We start from the raw sequence: 16,280 nt of genomic DNA, 5'->3' as shown, positions 1-16,280 counted from the left end.
ATATCTGCGTTACGCTTGCTCTGAAAACAGTTAATTACGAAATGTAAACCTATTAATTTTCACAGCTTCGCAAGCCTAAATCTTGAACCCTTTGGAACAGACATACAACAAAATGAAAAGACTTTAACCAACTGGCTTGACCCAAAATAAAAACGCATATTCTAAGCTTACCGCTTATTTGGAGCAATCGGTGTCGATTGCTCCTTTAGTTTCATTTAGAGTGGCCTTCGGGCTGCTTATGCTTTTTAGCACATTGCGCTACATCGCTCTGGGTTGGGTTGACACACAGCTTATCGACCCTATTCTTCACTTTAGCTATTTCGGATTCGACTGGGTAAAGCCTTTACCCGGTTTGGGAATGTATGTGGTTTTCTGGGCCATGGCGGTAGCCTGTGTTGCTATCGTACTCGGCTGGTATTACCGCTTTTTCGCGGTGCTATTTTTTCTTTGTTTCACTTACGTGGAATTGATCGACATCACCTACTACCTCAACCATTATTACTTCGTCAGCATCGTTTCATTCTTGATGATTCTGGTCCCCTCCAATCGCTATTTTTCTTTGGACGCCAAACGAATTCCGGCTATAAGACAAAAAAAAGTCGAGAGGTGGTGCATCCTAATTTTCAAAGTTCAGATTGCCATAGTCTATGTTTACGCAGGTTTGGCTAAAATCAATACTGACTGGCTCTTGGAAGCTTTGCCACTCGCCATCTGGCTGCCTGCCAAATCAAGCATTCCTCTGATTGGAGATTTCTTCAAGTACGAATTCACCGCCTACCTTTTCAGCTGGTTCGGTATGCTCTTCGACACTTTCATTATTCTGGGATTACTCATCAAAAAAACGAGATGGCTAGCTTACATCGCCGTGGTGATCTTCCATACGTTGACAGGAATACTATTTCAAATCGGAGTCTTCCCTATCGTGATGATCTTTGCCGTTACCATTTTCTTTTCCGATTCTTTTCACGAGCGAATGATCAACGGATTATCGAAGCTATTCGGCCAAAATCAAGATGATCTCCAAATTCCTAAAACGGAACCGGCAAAGAGAAAACAAAAGTTCCTACTTCCCTTTTTGATGGTCTTTTTCATGTTCCAACTGCTCTTTCCGTGGCGGTACTTGCTCTACCCCGGAAATCTGTTTTGGACGGAAGAAGGCTACCGCTTCTCTTGGCGGGTGATGCTTATGGAAAAGGCGGGTACGGCTACTTTTTATGTGAAAGACGGTGAAACAGGCAGAGAAGGTTCGGTGGTGAATCACGAGTTTCTCAATTCCCATCAAGAGAAGCAAATGGCTATGCAACCCGACCTCATACTGCAATACGCACACTTACTCCGAGACCACTACGAAGAGCAAGGAATGAAAGATCCGAAGGTACGAGCAGAAGTATGGGTAACACTCAATGCGCGGCCTGCTCAACTCTTGATCGATCCAAACGTTGATTTGACCTCCAAAAAAGATGGCTGGGCTCACAAGGATTGGATTAATCCATTTGAAGACAAGAAACTAAGGTGAGCAGACTAGGAGTTTTAATATGGAGTCTTATGATGTCCACGCTGGTTTTAGGACAAACTGCAGAAGTGTCAGGAACCGTATCCGATCAAAATTCCGAGCAAACGATCAGTGATGCTATGGTCTTCGTGCGAGCGCTCAATCTCCAAACCAGTGTTGACAAGAACGGAAGCTACTCGATCGTTCTGCCTATTGGCAAACACAACATTGAGGCTTTTAGCTTGGGGATGAAATCACAGTCGATTGAAATCTCGCTCACGCAAGACACAGTGATCAACTTCTCTTTGGAATTGCTTTCAACAGAATTAGCCGAATTTGAAATTGAATCGGGAATTGACCCAACCAACGGGATAACCAGAATGCGCTCCATCGACGGAATGGGAATATACGAGGCCAAGAAAAACGAGGTAATTATCCTCGATGACTTCGCTGCCAACCGCGTTTCGAATAATGCCCGACAAGTCTTCGCGAAAGTTCCCGGTTTGAATATTTGGGAAAGTGACTTTGCGGGGCTACAGTTAGATATTGCCGCGCGAGGGCTTGGGCCAAGCCGTACCGCAAACTTCAACACGCGACAAAACGGCTACGATATGAGCGCCGATGCTTTGGGTTACCCCGAAAGCTACTATATGCCGGCTCTCCAAGCCGTTGAGCGTATTGAAATCGTAAGAGGTGCTGCCTCGCTTCAATACGGGACACAGTTTGGCGGAATGCTCAACTTCAAACTCAAGGAGGCTCCAAAGAAGCCTTTTGAGCTCAACGTTGAGCAAGCGGTCGGTTCCTTCGGACTCTGGAATTCATTTGTAAGTGCGGGAGGAACCAAGGGTAAGATCGATTACTACGGCTATTACCAATATCGCCGAGGTGACGGTTGGCGCGAGAGTTCCGGTTTCGAAGCACACACGGCATTTGCCCGAATAGGCTACCAAGTAAATGACCAATTAAAGCTGGGCTTTGAATACTCTTACATGGAGTATGAGGCGCAACAGCCCGGCGGCCTGACAGACGAACAATTCTTTTCGGGTAACCTAGAACAAGCCAACCGCGATCGCAATTGGTTCAACGTCAACTGGAACTTGTTCGCCCAAACGATCGACTACCAATTCTCGAGTATGACCCAACTGAACATCCGAACTTTTGGATTGATCTCTTCGCGTAATGCCTTGGGAAATTTGGATCAAATCGGAGTGCCGGACAATCCCAATGAGAACCGCACTCTGATTCGAGATGAATTTCGAAATTTCGGAACAGAAGCCAGACTCCTCCACCGATACAAGCTTGGTACCAAGCATTCAGCAATTGTAGTCGGTGCGCGCTACTACAATGGAATGACGGACAGAATGCAGGGCGATGCCAACAATGCCGACACACCTGACTTTGATTTTCTAAACCCCGACGACCCTGAGGAGTTTGACTACGAATTCCCAAGCCAAAACTTTGCCATTTTTGTGGAGAATCTCCTCCACATCACCTCAAAGCTCAGCGTAACGGCGGGATTAAGAGTGGAGCACATTCGAACGGATTCCGAAGGGATTTGGAAGCTCAATCGATATGACTTTGCAGGCAATCTTATCTCTTCGACAGTCAATGAAGACGCCTCCTCCACCACACGAACTTTTCCTCTTTTTGGCATTGGTGTAAGCTACGACCTCAAAGAGAACTTGAATCTCTATGGAAATATTTCTCAGAATTTCCGCTCCATCACCTTCAGCGACCTGAGGGTGGTCAATCCCAATTTCCAGTTGGACAGTCTCATCACCGACGAAAACGGGTACAATGCTGATATCGGTATTCGCGGGGAAATCGGAGACTGGCTGAGCCTCGATGTAAGTCTATTCCTCATGCGCTACAACGACCGCATAGGGTTGTTTGAACTACCCGGAAGTACTACCCTCTTCCGAACCAATATCGGCGATTCACGCCATATCGGAATGGAGTCCTTCGCAGAAATCGATATCTGGAATCTGTTCAATATCGACCGCGAACATTCAAGTCTGTCTCTCTTTATAAATTTCTCATTGACCGACGCCACCTATATCGAATCGGACATAACCGCAATAAAAGACCGCCGAGTGGAGTATGTGCCGAACGTCATGCTCCGAACCGGATTGAATTACAAGTGGAAAGACCTCAAAGCCACCTATCAATTCTCCTATTTGGGAGAACAGTTCTCGGATGCTACCAACTCCACTTTCAATCCCAATGCGTTGACGGGTATTGTCCCCTCCTATTACGTCATGGACTTTTCATTGGAGTACAAACCAAACCGATTCAAGTTTTCAGCAGGAGTGAATAATTTCACCAACGAGGAGTATTTCACCCGAAGAGCCGAAAGCTACCCAGGCCCGGGGATTATTCCTGCCAACATCCGAAGCTTTTACGGTTCCGTTGGCTTCACCTTCTAGGCCTTTGAGTTAAAATCAAAAAGCAAGGACCGAAATATTTTTAGTTTAAATTTGAGGCAAACCACAATCTACCATGCGCATCAAACCGCTTATAACATGGGAAGATTTCGAGAAGTTGGACATTCGCACAGGCACTATCGTTGATGCCATTCCATTTGAAAAGGCGCACAAGCCTTCTTACAGGATTCATATTGACTTCGGTAATTTGGGAATCCGAAAAACGAGTGCTCAAATCACCGAGCTTTATGACACCGATGATTTAATCGGTAATCAAGTGATTTGTGTAGTAAACTTTCCTCCTAAACAGATAGCTGACTTTAAAAGCGAGTGCCTGATATTGGGAGTTTACACCGATGATGGTGTGGTGACATTGAGCACCGAACAGAGAACAGGTGATGGTTTGCAGATAGGGTAGTATCAGATGTCAGTTTACAGAGATCAGTACTTGGTGCTCATTTAGCACGCCTCATCTCAATACTATCGACGAGATACTATCGACTAAACTACGCATTCAACATCACCGGCATCACCAACATCAGAATATCTTCTCCTTCGTTGTCAGACCCCATTGGGACGAGAATACCCGCGCGATTGGGTGCACTCAATTGAAGCTGCACGTCAGCCGTATCCAAGTTGTTGAGCATGTCGATCAAGAAGCGGCTATTGAAGCCAATCTCCATATCGTCACCCTCGTAGCTGCATGTCAGGCGCTCATTTGCCTCATTGGCAAAATCGAGATCTTCGGCAGAAACAGATAGCTCGCTACCGCTGATACGAAGTCGAACTTGGTGCGTAGTCTTGTTCGAGAAAATAGAGACACGTCGAATAGATCCGAGAAGAGCAGTACGCTCCACCAACATCTTGTTCGGATTGTCTTTTGGAATCACCGCCTCGTAGTTGGGGTATTTTCCATCGATCAATCGAGCGATCATCACCGTATCGTCAAAAGAGATTTTAACGTTGGTATCGTTGAAGTCCATCTGAACGTCAGAAGCTGTATTTCCCAAAGCACCCTTTAATAGGTTGAGTGGCTTCTTAGGAATAATGAACGTTGAGTTCTTATCGGCTTTCGAATCGGTGCGCGTGTAGCGAACCAATTTGTGCGCGTCGGTAGCGACGAATCGCAGACCTTCTTTCGAGAATTCGCAGAAGATACCTGACATCACCGGTCTTAGATCGTCATTTCCGGTAGCGAAGATGGTTTTGTGAATGGCCTCAGAAACTACGTCTGATGGAATGGTCACGTTTGAAGCATCATCCATCTCCGGGTTTCTCGGAAATTCATCAGCTGCAAAGCCTGCCACTTTACTCTTACCGTAGCTACTTGAAATCTCGATTCCCAAGCTAGATTCGTCTATGGTAAAAGTCAAAGGCTGCTCAGGTAATGTTTTCAAATAGTCCAAAACGATTCGTGCAGGCACAGCTATTGATCCTGTCTCTTCGGCTTTAACCGAAAGGTGTGTGATCATAGTCGTTTCCAAGTCACTCGCCGAGATGGTAAGTGAGTCTTTGTTAATCTCGAACAGGAAATTGTCGAGAATCGGAAGTGTGTTATTGGATGCAAGCACACCGCTTACGGTTTGTAAGTGCTTGAGTAGTTCTGTACTGGTTACAATGAATTTCATGATAAAAACACGTTTCAGCCATTGTGGCGCGGCGACAAATATACGCGATTAAGGCAAACGCTTAATCCGCTTTTTTGAACAGAATGTGAACATTACTCTTTGGAAACAAACGCTCCAAGGGGTGCTCGGAATTTATCCCACACAAACCTTTGGGCCAGAGCCAGCTCTCCGTCATTATAAACGGCGTAAATCCTCTCCCGATCAAGCCCGGTGCTATCGGCCTTTTGCCCGGTAGCATAATCAGGAGCTTTTTTGGGCCAAAGCTTGATCTCATGCCTCCCTGAATTATCGGTAACCCGAATGATCTGAAAGGGAATGGTAGACCGAACCGAATCGATTTGAACTTCGCTCAAACCCGTTCTGTAGTTTTCGAAGGCCATCTTTTTGTAGTTCAACATGTAGTCCTTCAAAGTGGAGGTGTCAAATACGGCAATCGGATTATCATCGGCCGTAAAGAGCTCAATTTCATTTCCCCCGCCGTATTTTACTTTGAAAGATGATGCTTCATCTGTCGGGTACTCTACTTCGATCTCATTTAAGTTCATTTCCGGATAGGCCAAAAGCATAGTACTTCTCCACTCATTTTCATCGAGGAAAAAACGGGTATTGAGCATCCCGATAAATCCCTTCATATCCATAATGAAGGGTACTGACGACTTCCCGTTCTTCGGAGTTTCGAGGAGCATGTAAGTTCCCTTTTTATCCATAGTGGCATGCCCTACATACCACGTCTTGATAAGATCTCCATCCAGGTCATATATCTCCACCTTCTTGGTCGAAGTGGCCATTACGGTATTGACCTGTTCCAGCGCTTCGCGAGGAACGGGCCGCTGAATATAGATATTCTTAAACGTACGCAAGAGTGTTGTGATCGCGTCTTCACGTGCCGGATACTTCCCATTGAGCAACCATTGTTCTCCCTCTCTATTCAGCTTGACTACTCTGCCCGAACGATCGGCAATAAGTATTTTTCCAATTGAAGCTGTATCGGCAATGGCAAAATCACTTTGCTCGACTCCTTCACTCTTGAAGGGATCGTTTGAACTTGAAAGATAGAAGGCGATACCACCCAAAATAGCGACTAAGAGAAGCAGTAATACAATTTTCTTCATTGCTGAAATTATTTTTTAGAATAGGCTCGCTTGCGCCAAAACCATTGACCCAAACCAAAAAGAATGGTGAGTAGAATGGGAAGTCCGATATTGAGCATCTGCCATTGCTCGCGCTCTTGAACGATTTGCTCATCGTCGAGTTTGCGCAGGGCTATTGTTCTGGATCGTACGTTTATCAAAGTGGCATCCCCCAGCAGGTAGTTCATGGCATTGATTAGAAACTCTGTGTTTCCATACATTTTTCGCCCTAAGACCTCATCGAAGCCAAGCTCGCGAAAACGCGTTCCATCGGCATTGACAGGATTGGCAGCGATATTCCCATCAGAGATGACCAATTGCCGTGTCAACGGACTCTTGTCCCTGAAATCCAAAAGGTCTTCATTGAGGAAATTAGGTGGTAGCCTATTGGCAAAATTCGATTCGAACTCGCCTTCCAACAATACCGCGACCGGTTGGTTGGGCCTGTTGGCATTTCCGAAATCGGGATCAATGGATACGATATTGAAACTTACCCGTGCAGGCGATTTCAAAATCTTGGAGTACTCCGAAGTTCTGAGGATTACTTTCTTGGAAATGCCCGCGGCCTCTACTGTATCCAAACTACCGATAAACTCTGTGAGAATCGGATCAACATTGGCTACGATGGGATGTGATACCTCGGGAATCAAAATGGGTTTGTAATACCACGGAAAAAGCTCCGCCCGCTCATTGCCTCGTGGGCCTGTGAGGAGAGAAATCGGTGCACAGGTTCTATCCAATAAAATGTCGCGGTTCAACCGAACACCGTAATTGAAGAGCAGGTCGTCAAGGTTGGTGCGCAATGGTAAAGCCATGGTAACATCGCTCGTGAGTAAGCTATCCATTGACACTTGCATGGCATCTACCATCCAAATGACTTTTCCGCCCAACATCACGAATTGGTCAATGATGTATTTGTCTTGTTCGGTGAACTCCTCCGTAGGTTGGGCTACGATAATCGCATCGTAACGGTTGATACGTTTCCCCTCGCCTGCTACGTTGCGGCTTAGCGCGTTCACCATCCCGCCTATGTCTACACGGTCTACTTTGTAGTGCTTTTCCAATTCATTTTGAAAGCTGCGCGTTTCAATAGGAGATAGCTCACCGTGGCCTTCAATAAATGCAACCTTCTTGGGTTCGCTTTCGCGGACTTGGTAAATGGCGTTGACCAAACTGTACTCCAAATTATTGATGGTGCGATTGACCATTTGCGCATCAGTGGTGCGTTGCTGATTCTGCAATATCTGCAGCGGAAATTCTTTGTCTTGGTAAGAAATCAGCGCACCGGGAAAAACAATTTTTTCGCTCACTCCATCCTTTTCGCGGATCTGCAGTGCGGTATACTGAAGTCCTTTTTTGACCAATTCGCCGTACATCTCTTCCCGAGATTTGCGGTCCTCTGCCTCGCTGGGATTGATAAACTCGTATTGGATTTCCTCTCCGGCGTAGGCCTTCATTTCGTCTAGCTTCTCGCGAATGGATTGGCGCAAGCGTTGGTAGTCAGCAGGGAAATCACCATCGAGAAAAACCTTGATATAAACAACATCGTCCAGCTCTTCGAGCAGGCGAATGGTAGATGGGGTAAGACTGTGTCGTTTTTCCTCGGTAAGGTCAAATCGTTGGAATTTAATCGTGCTGATGAAACCCACCAAAAGTAGAAGAACGATTCCCAGAAGGGTTTCTACCCAAACCTTGGATTTTGAAGTCAGGCGTCGGCTCATGCTATTCTTCGGTTTTTGAGAATTCCACGAGTGAGAACAATGAATATTCCCGAAAGGACAATGAAGTAAACCACGTCTCTGGTATCAATCACCCCGCGGCTCATCGAGTCGTAATGCTCGGCGATGGAGAGTGACTGGATAAATCGATCTAAGGAGCCGAAGAGGTCGAAAGAAGCGATTTGATTGAGGCCGCTATAGCAAAAGAAACAGAGGAAGAGAGCGATGATAAAAGAGACGACCTGATTATCGCTGATGGCAGATGCAAAAATACCGATGGCAGTAAATCCCGAAGCTAAAAAGAATAGCCCGAGATAAGAACCCCAAGTACCGCCCATATCGACGTTACCCTCGGGATTTCCCAATTTCACCACGCTGAACAGGTAGATCAAAGTGGGGATCAGTGCCAAGAGCACCAATGCTACCCCTGCAAAATACTTTGCCAAAACCACGGCCGAATCGGTAAGTGGTCTGGTAAACAAGAGCTCAATGGTTCCCGTTCTTTTTTCTTCCGAGAAGGAACGCATGGTAACCGCCGGAACCAGAAACATAAACACCCAGGGTGCTACATAGAAAAGCGTATCGAGAGTTGCGTAGCCTTGATCGAGTATATTCAAATTTCCGGGGAAGCCCCACATGAACAGACCCGTCAGCAAAAGAAATACGGCTATGACCACATAACCGATAACGGAACTCAAGAAACTTCTTAGCTCTTTCTTAAAAAGTGCCCACATGAACTATCGCGAATTTAAGTCGCCAAAGATAATGGAATAAACAGGGACAGAAGAACGATCGACAAGGAGGAATCCGTACGAGATTTGAAAAGGTTTTGAAATTCTTAACAGGTTTTGTTGGAGTATAGGGTATTGGGTATAGAGTATTGAGAATGTATTCGAGAGAATCTCTCCTGACCTCTGCGGCTCAGCGTTAAAATTCACACACCGTATCAATTAGATTTTGAAGTGAATTCAAATTTCCATTGTAAAAGAAAGTCTCTTTGCGCCCTTCGTGCCTACTTTGTGGGCTTTGCGGTTAAAACAGACGAGCTACACGCAAACCAGGTCGCTCTGCTCTCACTGATCGCTAGCGATCCTCTGTGACCTCGAGTTTTCGAACTTTGCTTGTCCCCTTCTCTCACTGAACTCTGCGTAAACCCAACGCTTTGATACAGTAGTTAAACCAACTCAACCAACGGATCCAGCGACCAAGCTCGGGCGGGTTCGGCGAAAAGCTTCTTGACATCTCTCCAGAAAGTGATGAAGGTTTCTGAACCTCTGTAAGCGTTTAAAGCATCCGTACCCGTCCAGTGGCTGTAGGTCAAAATCATGCCTTTGTCTTTAATTCCACAGCTTATTTCGAGGTAGCTACAACCGTCCATTGCTCTTACTTTCGGAGCGATGGCTTCCAGTTTTTCCAAAGCCAATGGCAGGTTTTCTTTTTCAAATTTGAGCTTTACTACGCGTACGATCATTCACCAAAAATAGGCAGAGTCATTGAATAGTTGTGTTTAGGAAGACGTGGCCGCCTATCTACCGAAGTAGCGCACCAAAAGTACGATGACACAAATCAGAAACATGAAAATGGAGATGCGGTTAATTCCGTGCATCATTCTCAGATTAACGTTTTCTTTTCCTTTTTTGAAAAAAGTGGCGGGATTCAGATAATGCAAAATTTTCTTTAAAATCATCGCTTGGTGTTCTGTGTTTTGAGGATTCAAGGTAAGCAATCAGTAGATTTGTCCTTCCAATGAAATTTAAACTCACATCCGAATTCGAACCTACGGGCGATCAGCCTCGAGCCATAGAACAGTTGGTCAAAGGAATTGTTGAAGACGATCGCCATCAAACCCTCCTCGGTGTTACGGGATCGGGTAAAACTTTTACGGTGGCGAATGTCATCAACCAAGTGGAACGCCCCACGTTGATCCTTTCGCACAACAAAACGCTGGCAGCTCAGCTTTACAGCGAGTTTAAAAGCTTCTTCCCTGACAATCTGGTGGAATACTTCGTCTCCTACTACGACTATTATCAGCCCGAGGCATTTATTCCCACTTCCAATACCTTTATCGAAAAGGACCTCAGCATCAATCAAGAGATTGAAAAGCTGAGACTGAGCGCCACCTCTGCCCTACTCTCGGGCCGAAGAGATGTGATCATCGTGGCTTCCGTATCCTGCATTTACGGTATCGGAAATCCCAATGAGTTTCACAAAAGTGTCATCCCCATTGAGAAGGGGCAGCTCGTTTCGCGAAACTCCCTCTTGCACCTTTTGGTGGCCAGCCTCTACTCGCGGAATGATCATGAGCTCGATCGGGGAAAATTTCGGGTGAAAGGTGATACCGTCGACATCTTTTTGGCATACGCCGATCATGCCATTCGGGTAGAATTCTTCGGAGATGAAATAGACAATATCAGCAGCTTCGATCCGGAAAGCGGTGCCACCATTGCCGAATTTGACAAGCTCAATATCTACCCTGCCAACCTCTTTGTGACCACTAAGCAAACGATGAACGATGCCATTTGGCAAATTCAACAGGATATGGTGGCGCAGGTGCAATTCTTTGAAGACCAAGGACGCCACCTCGAAGCCAAGCGACTGGAAGAACGCACCACCTACGATCTGGAAATGATGCGCGAACTGGGCTACTGCTCGGGGATAGAAAATTACTCGCGGTACTTCGATCGTCGCGAGCCGGGACAAAGACCTTTCTGCCTCTTGGATTACTTTCCCGAGGACTACATGATGGTCATTGACGAAAGTCACGTAACCGTGCCCCAAGTCCGGGCCATGTATGGGGGTGACCGATCGCGAAAGGTAAACCTGGTGGATTATGGTTTCCGACTGCCTGCCGCCATGGACAACCGCCCGCTCAAGTTCGAGGAATTTGAAGATATGCGGGGTCAGACGCTTTTTGTCAGCGCCACCCCCGCCGATTACGAATTGGAGAAATCCGAAGGTATTATCGTGGAGCAATTGATCCGACCCACGGGCCTCCTCGACCCGAAGATTTACGTGCGGCCAAGTGAAAATCAGATTGATGACCTCTTGGAGGAAATCAATGTGCGAGCCGAGAAAGACGAACGTGTTTTGGTGACCACGCTTACCAAGCGAATGGCCGAGGAACTGCAAGCTTACTTTGACAAAACGGGCGTAAAGAGCCGCTATATCCATAGCGATGTGGACACGCTCGATCGGATTGACATCATCGCAGATTTGCGCGAGGGAGTCTTTGATGTGCTGATTGGTGTCAACCTGCTGCGTGAAGGGCTCGACCTTCCCGAAGTATCACTGGTGGCCATCCTCGATGCCGACAAAGAAGGATTTTTAAGAAGCGAGCGCTCGCTGGTGCAAACGGTGGGTCGCGCTGCGCGAAATGTAAACGGAATGGTGATCATGTATGCCGATAAGATTACCGACAGCATGCGCATGACCATTGACGAAACGGACAGACGCCGCTTGACGCAACAAGCCTACAACGAGGAACACGGCATCACGCCGACACAGATTAAGAAATCGGCTGCGGCTCTGGTGGGCCAAGGCAAGAAGCGCCAAAGCAAGGCATACGTGGAGCCCGACGGAATGAACATCGCGGCTGACCCCGTGATGAAATACATGAGCGCCGACGACTTGGATCAGACGATTGACATCACCCGAAAGAAGATGCAAAAAGCCGCCAAGGATCAAGACTTTATGGAAGCCGCCAGATTGCGGGATGAGCTGTTTGCGCTGATGAAGGCGAAGGAATAGGTTGTCAGGCTTCAATTCAAAATTAAAGTGGTAAAGCACTTAAAGTCCGACTGTCATCTAGGGTGAAGAAGACTATTGTCGATTCCTTTTATCCACTCCCAAATTGAAAAACCCTTCTTAGCGATAAGAGGGGTTTTTATTTCTAAAAAAACCCCGCGCAGAGCGCAGGGCTTTTATAAATTACTAATTAAACTTTCGGCTTATTCAGCTTTAACAATTCTACCGGTATCCATTAATTCTCCATCTATAAACACGGAGTAGATCAACACTCCCGATGGGAATGCGGAACCGTCGATCACGATTTGTGGATTTACTCCATAGTTTTTTTCAAATACTACCCGACCGAGTAGATCATATATCACGACACGTGATTCATCATACTCTTCAGAGTAGTTCAATCCTAAGACAAAGTTGACGTTAAAAGGATTTGGTCTCACCTCAACAAGAGATGGTAAATCTGTCTCAGAACTATTCGCCTTACCTTCTTCATCACCACCGAAACTATCGGGAAGTTCAGCTTCAATTTGCATTGGGTAAGGCAAGAAGAATTTATCATTTTCCGCATACAAACTCACTAAAGCTGAAGTATTGGCAGCCGAATTGAAAAAGGAATCATCCAATACTCCTCCTATTTCAATAGGAAGAACAGCTGCCGTGAATAATGCCAATTGATCAGCATCAAATTCGGCAATATGATTATCTTTTTCTCCAACCCATATCGGTACTTCAACTCCGAGTTCAATAGATAAAGCCGAAGCGAATCTGGCGGCGACAGATGAGGGTTGATATTCGTTCAATAATTCCAAAACTTCAACCTCAGGGAAATGACCCAATGTATCCCATTGAGTCGCACTAATCATTCCATTCCACAGGTAGTATTCTTGATTCCTCAAATTTCTGATTTCACTTTTAATGGATTCATCAAATTCTGCAAAACCCATTTCGCTTTGCTCCATCATATCGATAACACTCACATTTTCCTGATAAAGCACTGATACGGCATCAGCATAATCTTGTAAAGTCGGCGACTCAATATCCCCTAAACCATTTGACTTTCCACCTTCAATACCACTACCGCCTTTGCCGGGAGGTGCGGCCGTATTCTTAATGGGACAATCATTTTGAGTAGGGAATAAAGCAGGACACATCTGTGGATCGACACGTTCTTGTGTTGGATAATTCGTGTAGGTGAGTGGTTCAAGCCTTAGCACTAACGGACTCCCTCCTGTCACATCATGGAAATTGTACTCAATGTCAAAGAATACATTATTACAAGTCAATATATCATCAATACGAACTTTGATATCGAAACCATTGGTAGTATGACTAAATATATTTCCGGCAGGCGCAGGCGTTGAGCATTCTCCTTGGTCATCACTAACGTTACCGCTGTACACATAAATGTCGGCAACAGGAATAGTCTGTTCAAATCGATTACATATCCACCTCAAGCCATTTTGATAGGTACTTACACAATCAGCATTTTGACCAGCGCTTGCTATCCCCAAAGCAATATTCTTGAAAATATTATTGTAAATCTCATTCATGGCTTCTCCTGAATTTTGTACGTAGATTCCAATGTTGGTGGCTACGGGAGATAGTGCCATGGAAGTAAAGTAATTATTTTCTACCATATAACCGGTTGAATTGGTCAACGTTATGCCCGACCTGTTCGTCGTGTTGGGCACTTTAAAATCGTTATCCAAGAGTTTAGGGTTCTCAAGACCTATAGCATGAATTCCGATGTAATTGTTTTCGTAAATGCCATATCCTGCTTCTAAAGTTCTGGTAGAGCCCGAAGAAGTTGCATTGATTCCTTTAACCATATTAAGGAATTTGGACCTGACGATATTGCCACAATTCACCGGTTCCGGATTTTCATTGCACAACCATCTCTCTACTACTCGGGAGTTAACTATGTTAATACCAATTCCTCTGGAAAGCGGACTGAAGGAAGTCCAATCCTGTAGTTCGTAAAGGTTTCCTCTTAGAGTTATACCGCTGGACTTGTAGATGTCTACATGATATTTCAGCGAGTAGCTAAAATGAAGTAGAGTATCCGTCCAAAAGAAATGCATATTGTTTATCTCAGCTAAATTGAAAATTTCGCTCGTACCATCAGTTGCAAAGTACTTGTCAAAACGGATGCCTGTCGGGCAATCTTTGATAAAAGAATCTTTGATGCGGACTATACCTCCACCATACTGATTGAATTGCTCATGTCCCGCCAGAATTCCAAGCTCTGCAAACTCAAGAGTCGACCCTTTGTCCATATTCAAACGACCTTGTTTGGTTGGACTTGATATGGATTGTGATAAATCATCATGGCCTTCCACTCGGATTCCCTGCCAGAATATGGCTTTGCAATCATCAGAATCGGGGTCGGGACAGTTGTATTTCAATTCACTGCAGCGAAAATCAGTAGTGATGTGGGTAGAATCTGTCAGGGTTAAAACAGCACCATCTGTGGTCTCGTTACCACGCTTTACCACTATCACGCCCTCTTTTCCAAATCTGAAGTTAAGGTCACTGATCCTTAAATTAACCCCTTCTGATACATAAATGGAATCTCGAATAAAAATAGTATCGGTAGACAGTGCATCCCAAGGATTACCATTTAATCCCGGAGCCCAAGTGTCGCTTACCGTTACGATTAGGCTCGTGTCCTGCTTAGGCTTTGCATAAGCATACTTGCGGCAGCAGTCACAGGATGCCTTGACAAACATGGAGTCATAGTCCATATAATCGATTTGATCGGGGACGATTCGTTTGATGTCTTCCAGACTGGTTGAAGGATTTCCTCCCAGATTGGATGAATATCCACCACTTAATGCAATAGCATTTGGATTCCAAGTTCCTGTTACGGGAAAATCAGGATCGGATAAGGTACCAAGATGGCTCCCACTTGCCAAGTAAAGGGTATAATTGCCCGGTGATCCGCTTATCTGTATCTGCGAACGTTCAAAAGCTGATATTCCCGTAAAATTGAGATTTACAAGCTGGTCTGAGCTGAAATCGTACACGCTAAAGGGACTCGGGTAGCCCGGCATGGGATCGTGTATAAAAAACAATGCGCTCCCATCAGGCGAAAATTCCATTCCATGAACATAGGATGGAACAGCATTGATTTGGTCGGGAAACTCTATATCTACTCGACTACCGGGAATGACATTACCTGTTATTGAATCAAGGTCGACCACCATTACTTTTACATCACCTGTTGTTAGTGATTGTTGCTTGTAAGGAGTAGCTACTCGAATGACATTATTCGCAGTGTCTTCAAACAATTCCATCTCACTACGCCAACCTTGCTCCACTATGTCATCAGCTCCCGGTGCGATGGTGTAATTCCACCCATAAGAAACAAGCCCGTTACACGTGAGATGAACCCGAAAAATCTTGTGACCACTTGACACAAGAACCCACCTCTCCCCATTGGCAAACTCATTCGTAGCAGCAAAATGTACACCTTTTACACCATGATCAGTATTTCCCCAATTGGAAATAAGCGAAAAGTCCGTTACCATATTCCACGAGGTTTTGTAGACTCCATTCGGATCGTCTTCGAGCAAAATGTTTAACGTATCATCGTAGACTGAAAAGTGTGGAAACTCCGAGGTTTGACCGACTCCTTCAGCCTTGCCTTGAAAAATGTAAAACCGATTACAACTACCGGGTTGAGGCACAACCAATGCTTCACTGGTGCCTTTGATTAAGTCACTACCATCATCAAACTCCGATCTTTCTTCTCCCGTCTTATCATACAGTCTGCCATCTACGGCAAAAAACAGTATCTCCCCATAGGGATCTTTTAGCCCCACGTGGACGTAATCGGCCTCCTGACCTGTGTAGTCGTCGGTGGGGAGGGGGTTTATACCAAGTCCTGGTACGTCTAGTCCTTGCTCAGGAAAAGTCCAAAACGGGTTTTGTGCGAATGCGTTGATGCTTATTGCGCACAATAATACTATGGCGTATATGCCTTTATCTATTTTCATAATAGTCTTTTTTTAATTAGTTGCCTCCATTATGGAGGTCTTCGTAGATACACGGATGTGAACAACGGATAATATAAATTGGCGATCTTAGAAATATCGCTCTACCTTTGTCATCTCATTTGCACCTCCCTTCTATTTCGCGATGGA

The 16,280-nt window shown here is 45.4% G+C and carries 10 protein-coding genes; 4 read left to right on the top strand and 6 right to left on the bottom strand.

Translation table 11 applies throughout. From position 1 onward, the window contains the following. Window positions 1–136 precede the first annotated feature (136 nt). From O3Q51_02700 to O3Q51_02690, 3 genes are all read left to right on the top strand, one after another. Window positions 137–1,516 (top strand): HTTM domain-containing protein, encoded by a 1,380-nt coding sequence (locus O3Q51_02700; GenBank protein MCZ4407703.1) that lies wholly within the window; start codon window positions 137–139, stop codon window positions 1,514–1,516. Window positions 1,517–1,545: 29 nt separating this feature from the next. Beyond that, the gene (locus O3Q51_02695) at window positions 1,546–3,918 is read left to right on the top strand and encodes a TonB-dependent receptor (GenBank protein ID MCZ4407702.1); all 2,373 of its coding nucleotides are present in this window, start codon (window positions 1,546–1,548) and stop codon (window positions 3,916–3,918) included. 73 nt (window positions 3,919–3,991) lie between these two features. After that, window positions 3,992–4,333 carry a tRNA-binding protein gene (locus tag O3Q51_02690; GenBank protein ID MCZ4407701.1) on the top strand — a complete coding sequence of 114 codons (342 nt, stop codon included), beginning with the start codon at window positions 3,992–3,994 and terminating at the stop codon, window positions 4,331–4,333. An 88-nt stretch (window positions 4,334–4,421) separates the two neighbouring features. On the opposite strand, the gene dnaN is transcribed toward O3Q51_02690, so the two are convergent. The 5 genes from dnaN to O3Q51_02665 form a co-directional block, all read right to left on the bottom strand. After that, a complete protein-coding gene (gene dnaN / locus O3Q51_02685) occupies window positions 4,422–5,543 on the bottom strand; it encodes a DNA polymerase III subunit beta (protein MCZ4407700.1) in 1,122 nt (373 codons plus the stop codon). A 92-nt stretch (window positions 5,544–5,635) separates the two neighbouring features. Further along, window positions 5,636–6,655: a DUF4340 domain-containing protein gene (locus O3Q51_02680; protein ID MCZ4407699.1), complete on the bottom strand. Its 1,020-nt coding sequence runs from the start codon at window positions 6,653–6,655 to the stop codon at window positions 5,636–5,638. 8 nt (window positions 6,656–6,663) lie between these two features. Further along, window positions 6,664–8,394: a gliding motility-associated ABC transporter substrate-binding protein GldG gene (gene gldG / locus O3Q51_02675; protein ID MCZ4407698.1), complete on the bottom strand. Its 1,731-nt coding sequence runs from the start codon at window positions 8,392–8,394 to the stop codon at window positions 6,664–6,666. Beyond that, window positions 8,391–9,125 (bottom strand): gliding motility-associated ABC transporter permease subunit GldF, encoded by a 735-nt coding sequence (gldF, locus tag O3Q51_02670; GenBank protein ID MCZ4407697.1) that lies wholly within the window; start codon window positions 9,123–9,125, stop codon window positions 8,391–8,393. Before gldF ends, gldG begins: the two co-directional genes overlap by 4 nt. 440 nt (window positions 9,126–9,565) lie before the next feature. Further along, window positions 9,566–9,862 (bottom strand): antibiotic biosynthesis monooxygenase, encoded by a 297-nt coding sequence (locus O3Q51_02665; GenBank protein MCZ4407696.1) that lies wholly within the window; start codon window positions 9,860–9,862, stop codon window positions 9,566–9,568. Between the two features lie 275 nt (window positions 9,863–10,137). On the opposite strand from O3Q51_02665, the gene uvrB reads away from it, so the two are divergent. Then, a complete protein-coding gene (gene uvrB, locus O3Q51_02660; protein MCZ4407695.1) occupies window positions 10,138–12,138 on the top strand; it encodes an excinuclease ABC subunit UvrB in 2,001 nt (666 codons plus the stop codon). A gap of 200 nt (window positions 12,139–12,338) precedes the next feature. On the opposite strand, the gene O3Q51_02655 is transcribed toward uvrB, so the two are convergent. Beyond that, window positions 12,339–16,133, bottom strand: a complete 3,795-nt coding sequence (locus tag O3Q51_02655) for a T9SS type A sorting domain-containing protein (GenBank protein MCZ4407694.1) — start codon at window positions 16,131–16,133, stop codon at window positions 12,339–12,341. Window positions 16,134–16,280 lie beyond the last annotated feature (147 nt).

The sequence above is a fragment of the Cryomorphaceae bacterium 1068 genome (assembly GCA_027214385.1).
In the GTDB taxonomy this organism is placed as follows: Bacteria; Bacteroidota; Bacteroidia; order Flavobacteriales_D; family Cryomorphaceae; genus JAKVAV01.
This window is presented reverse-complemented; position numbering and strand designations above follow the sequence as displayed.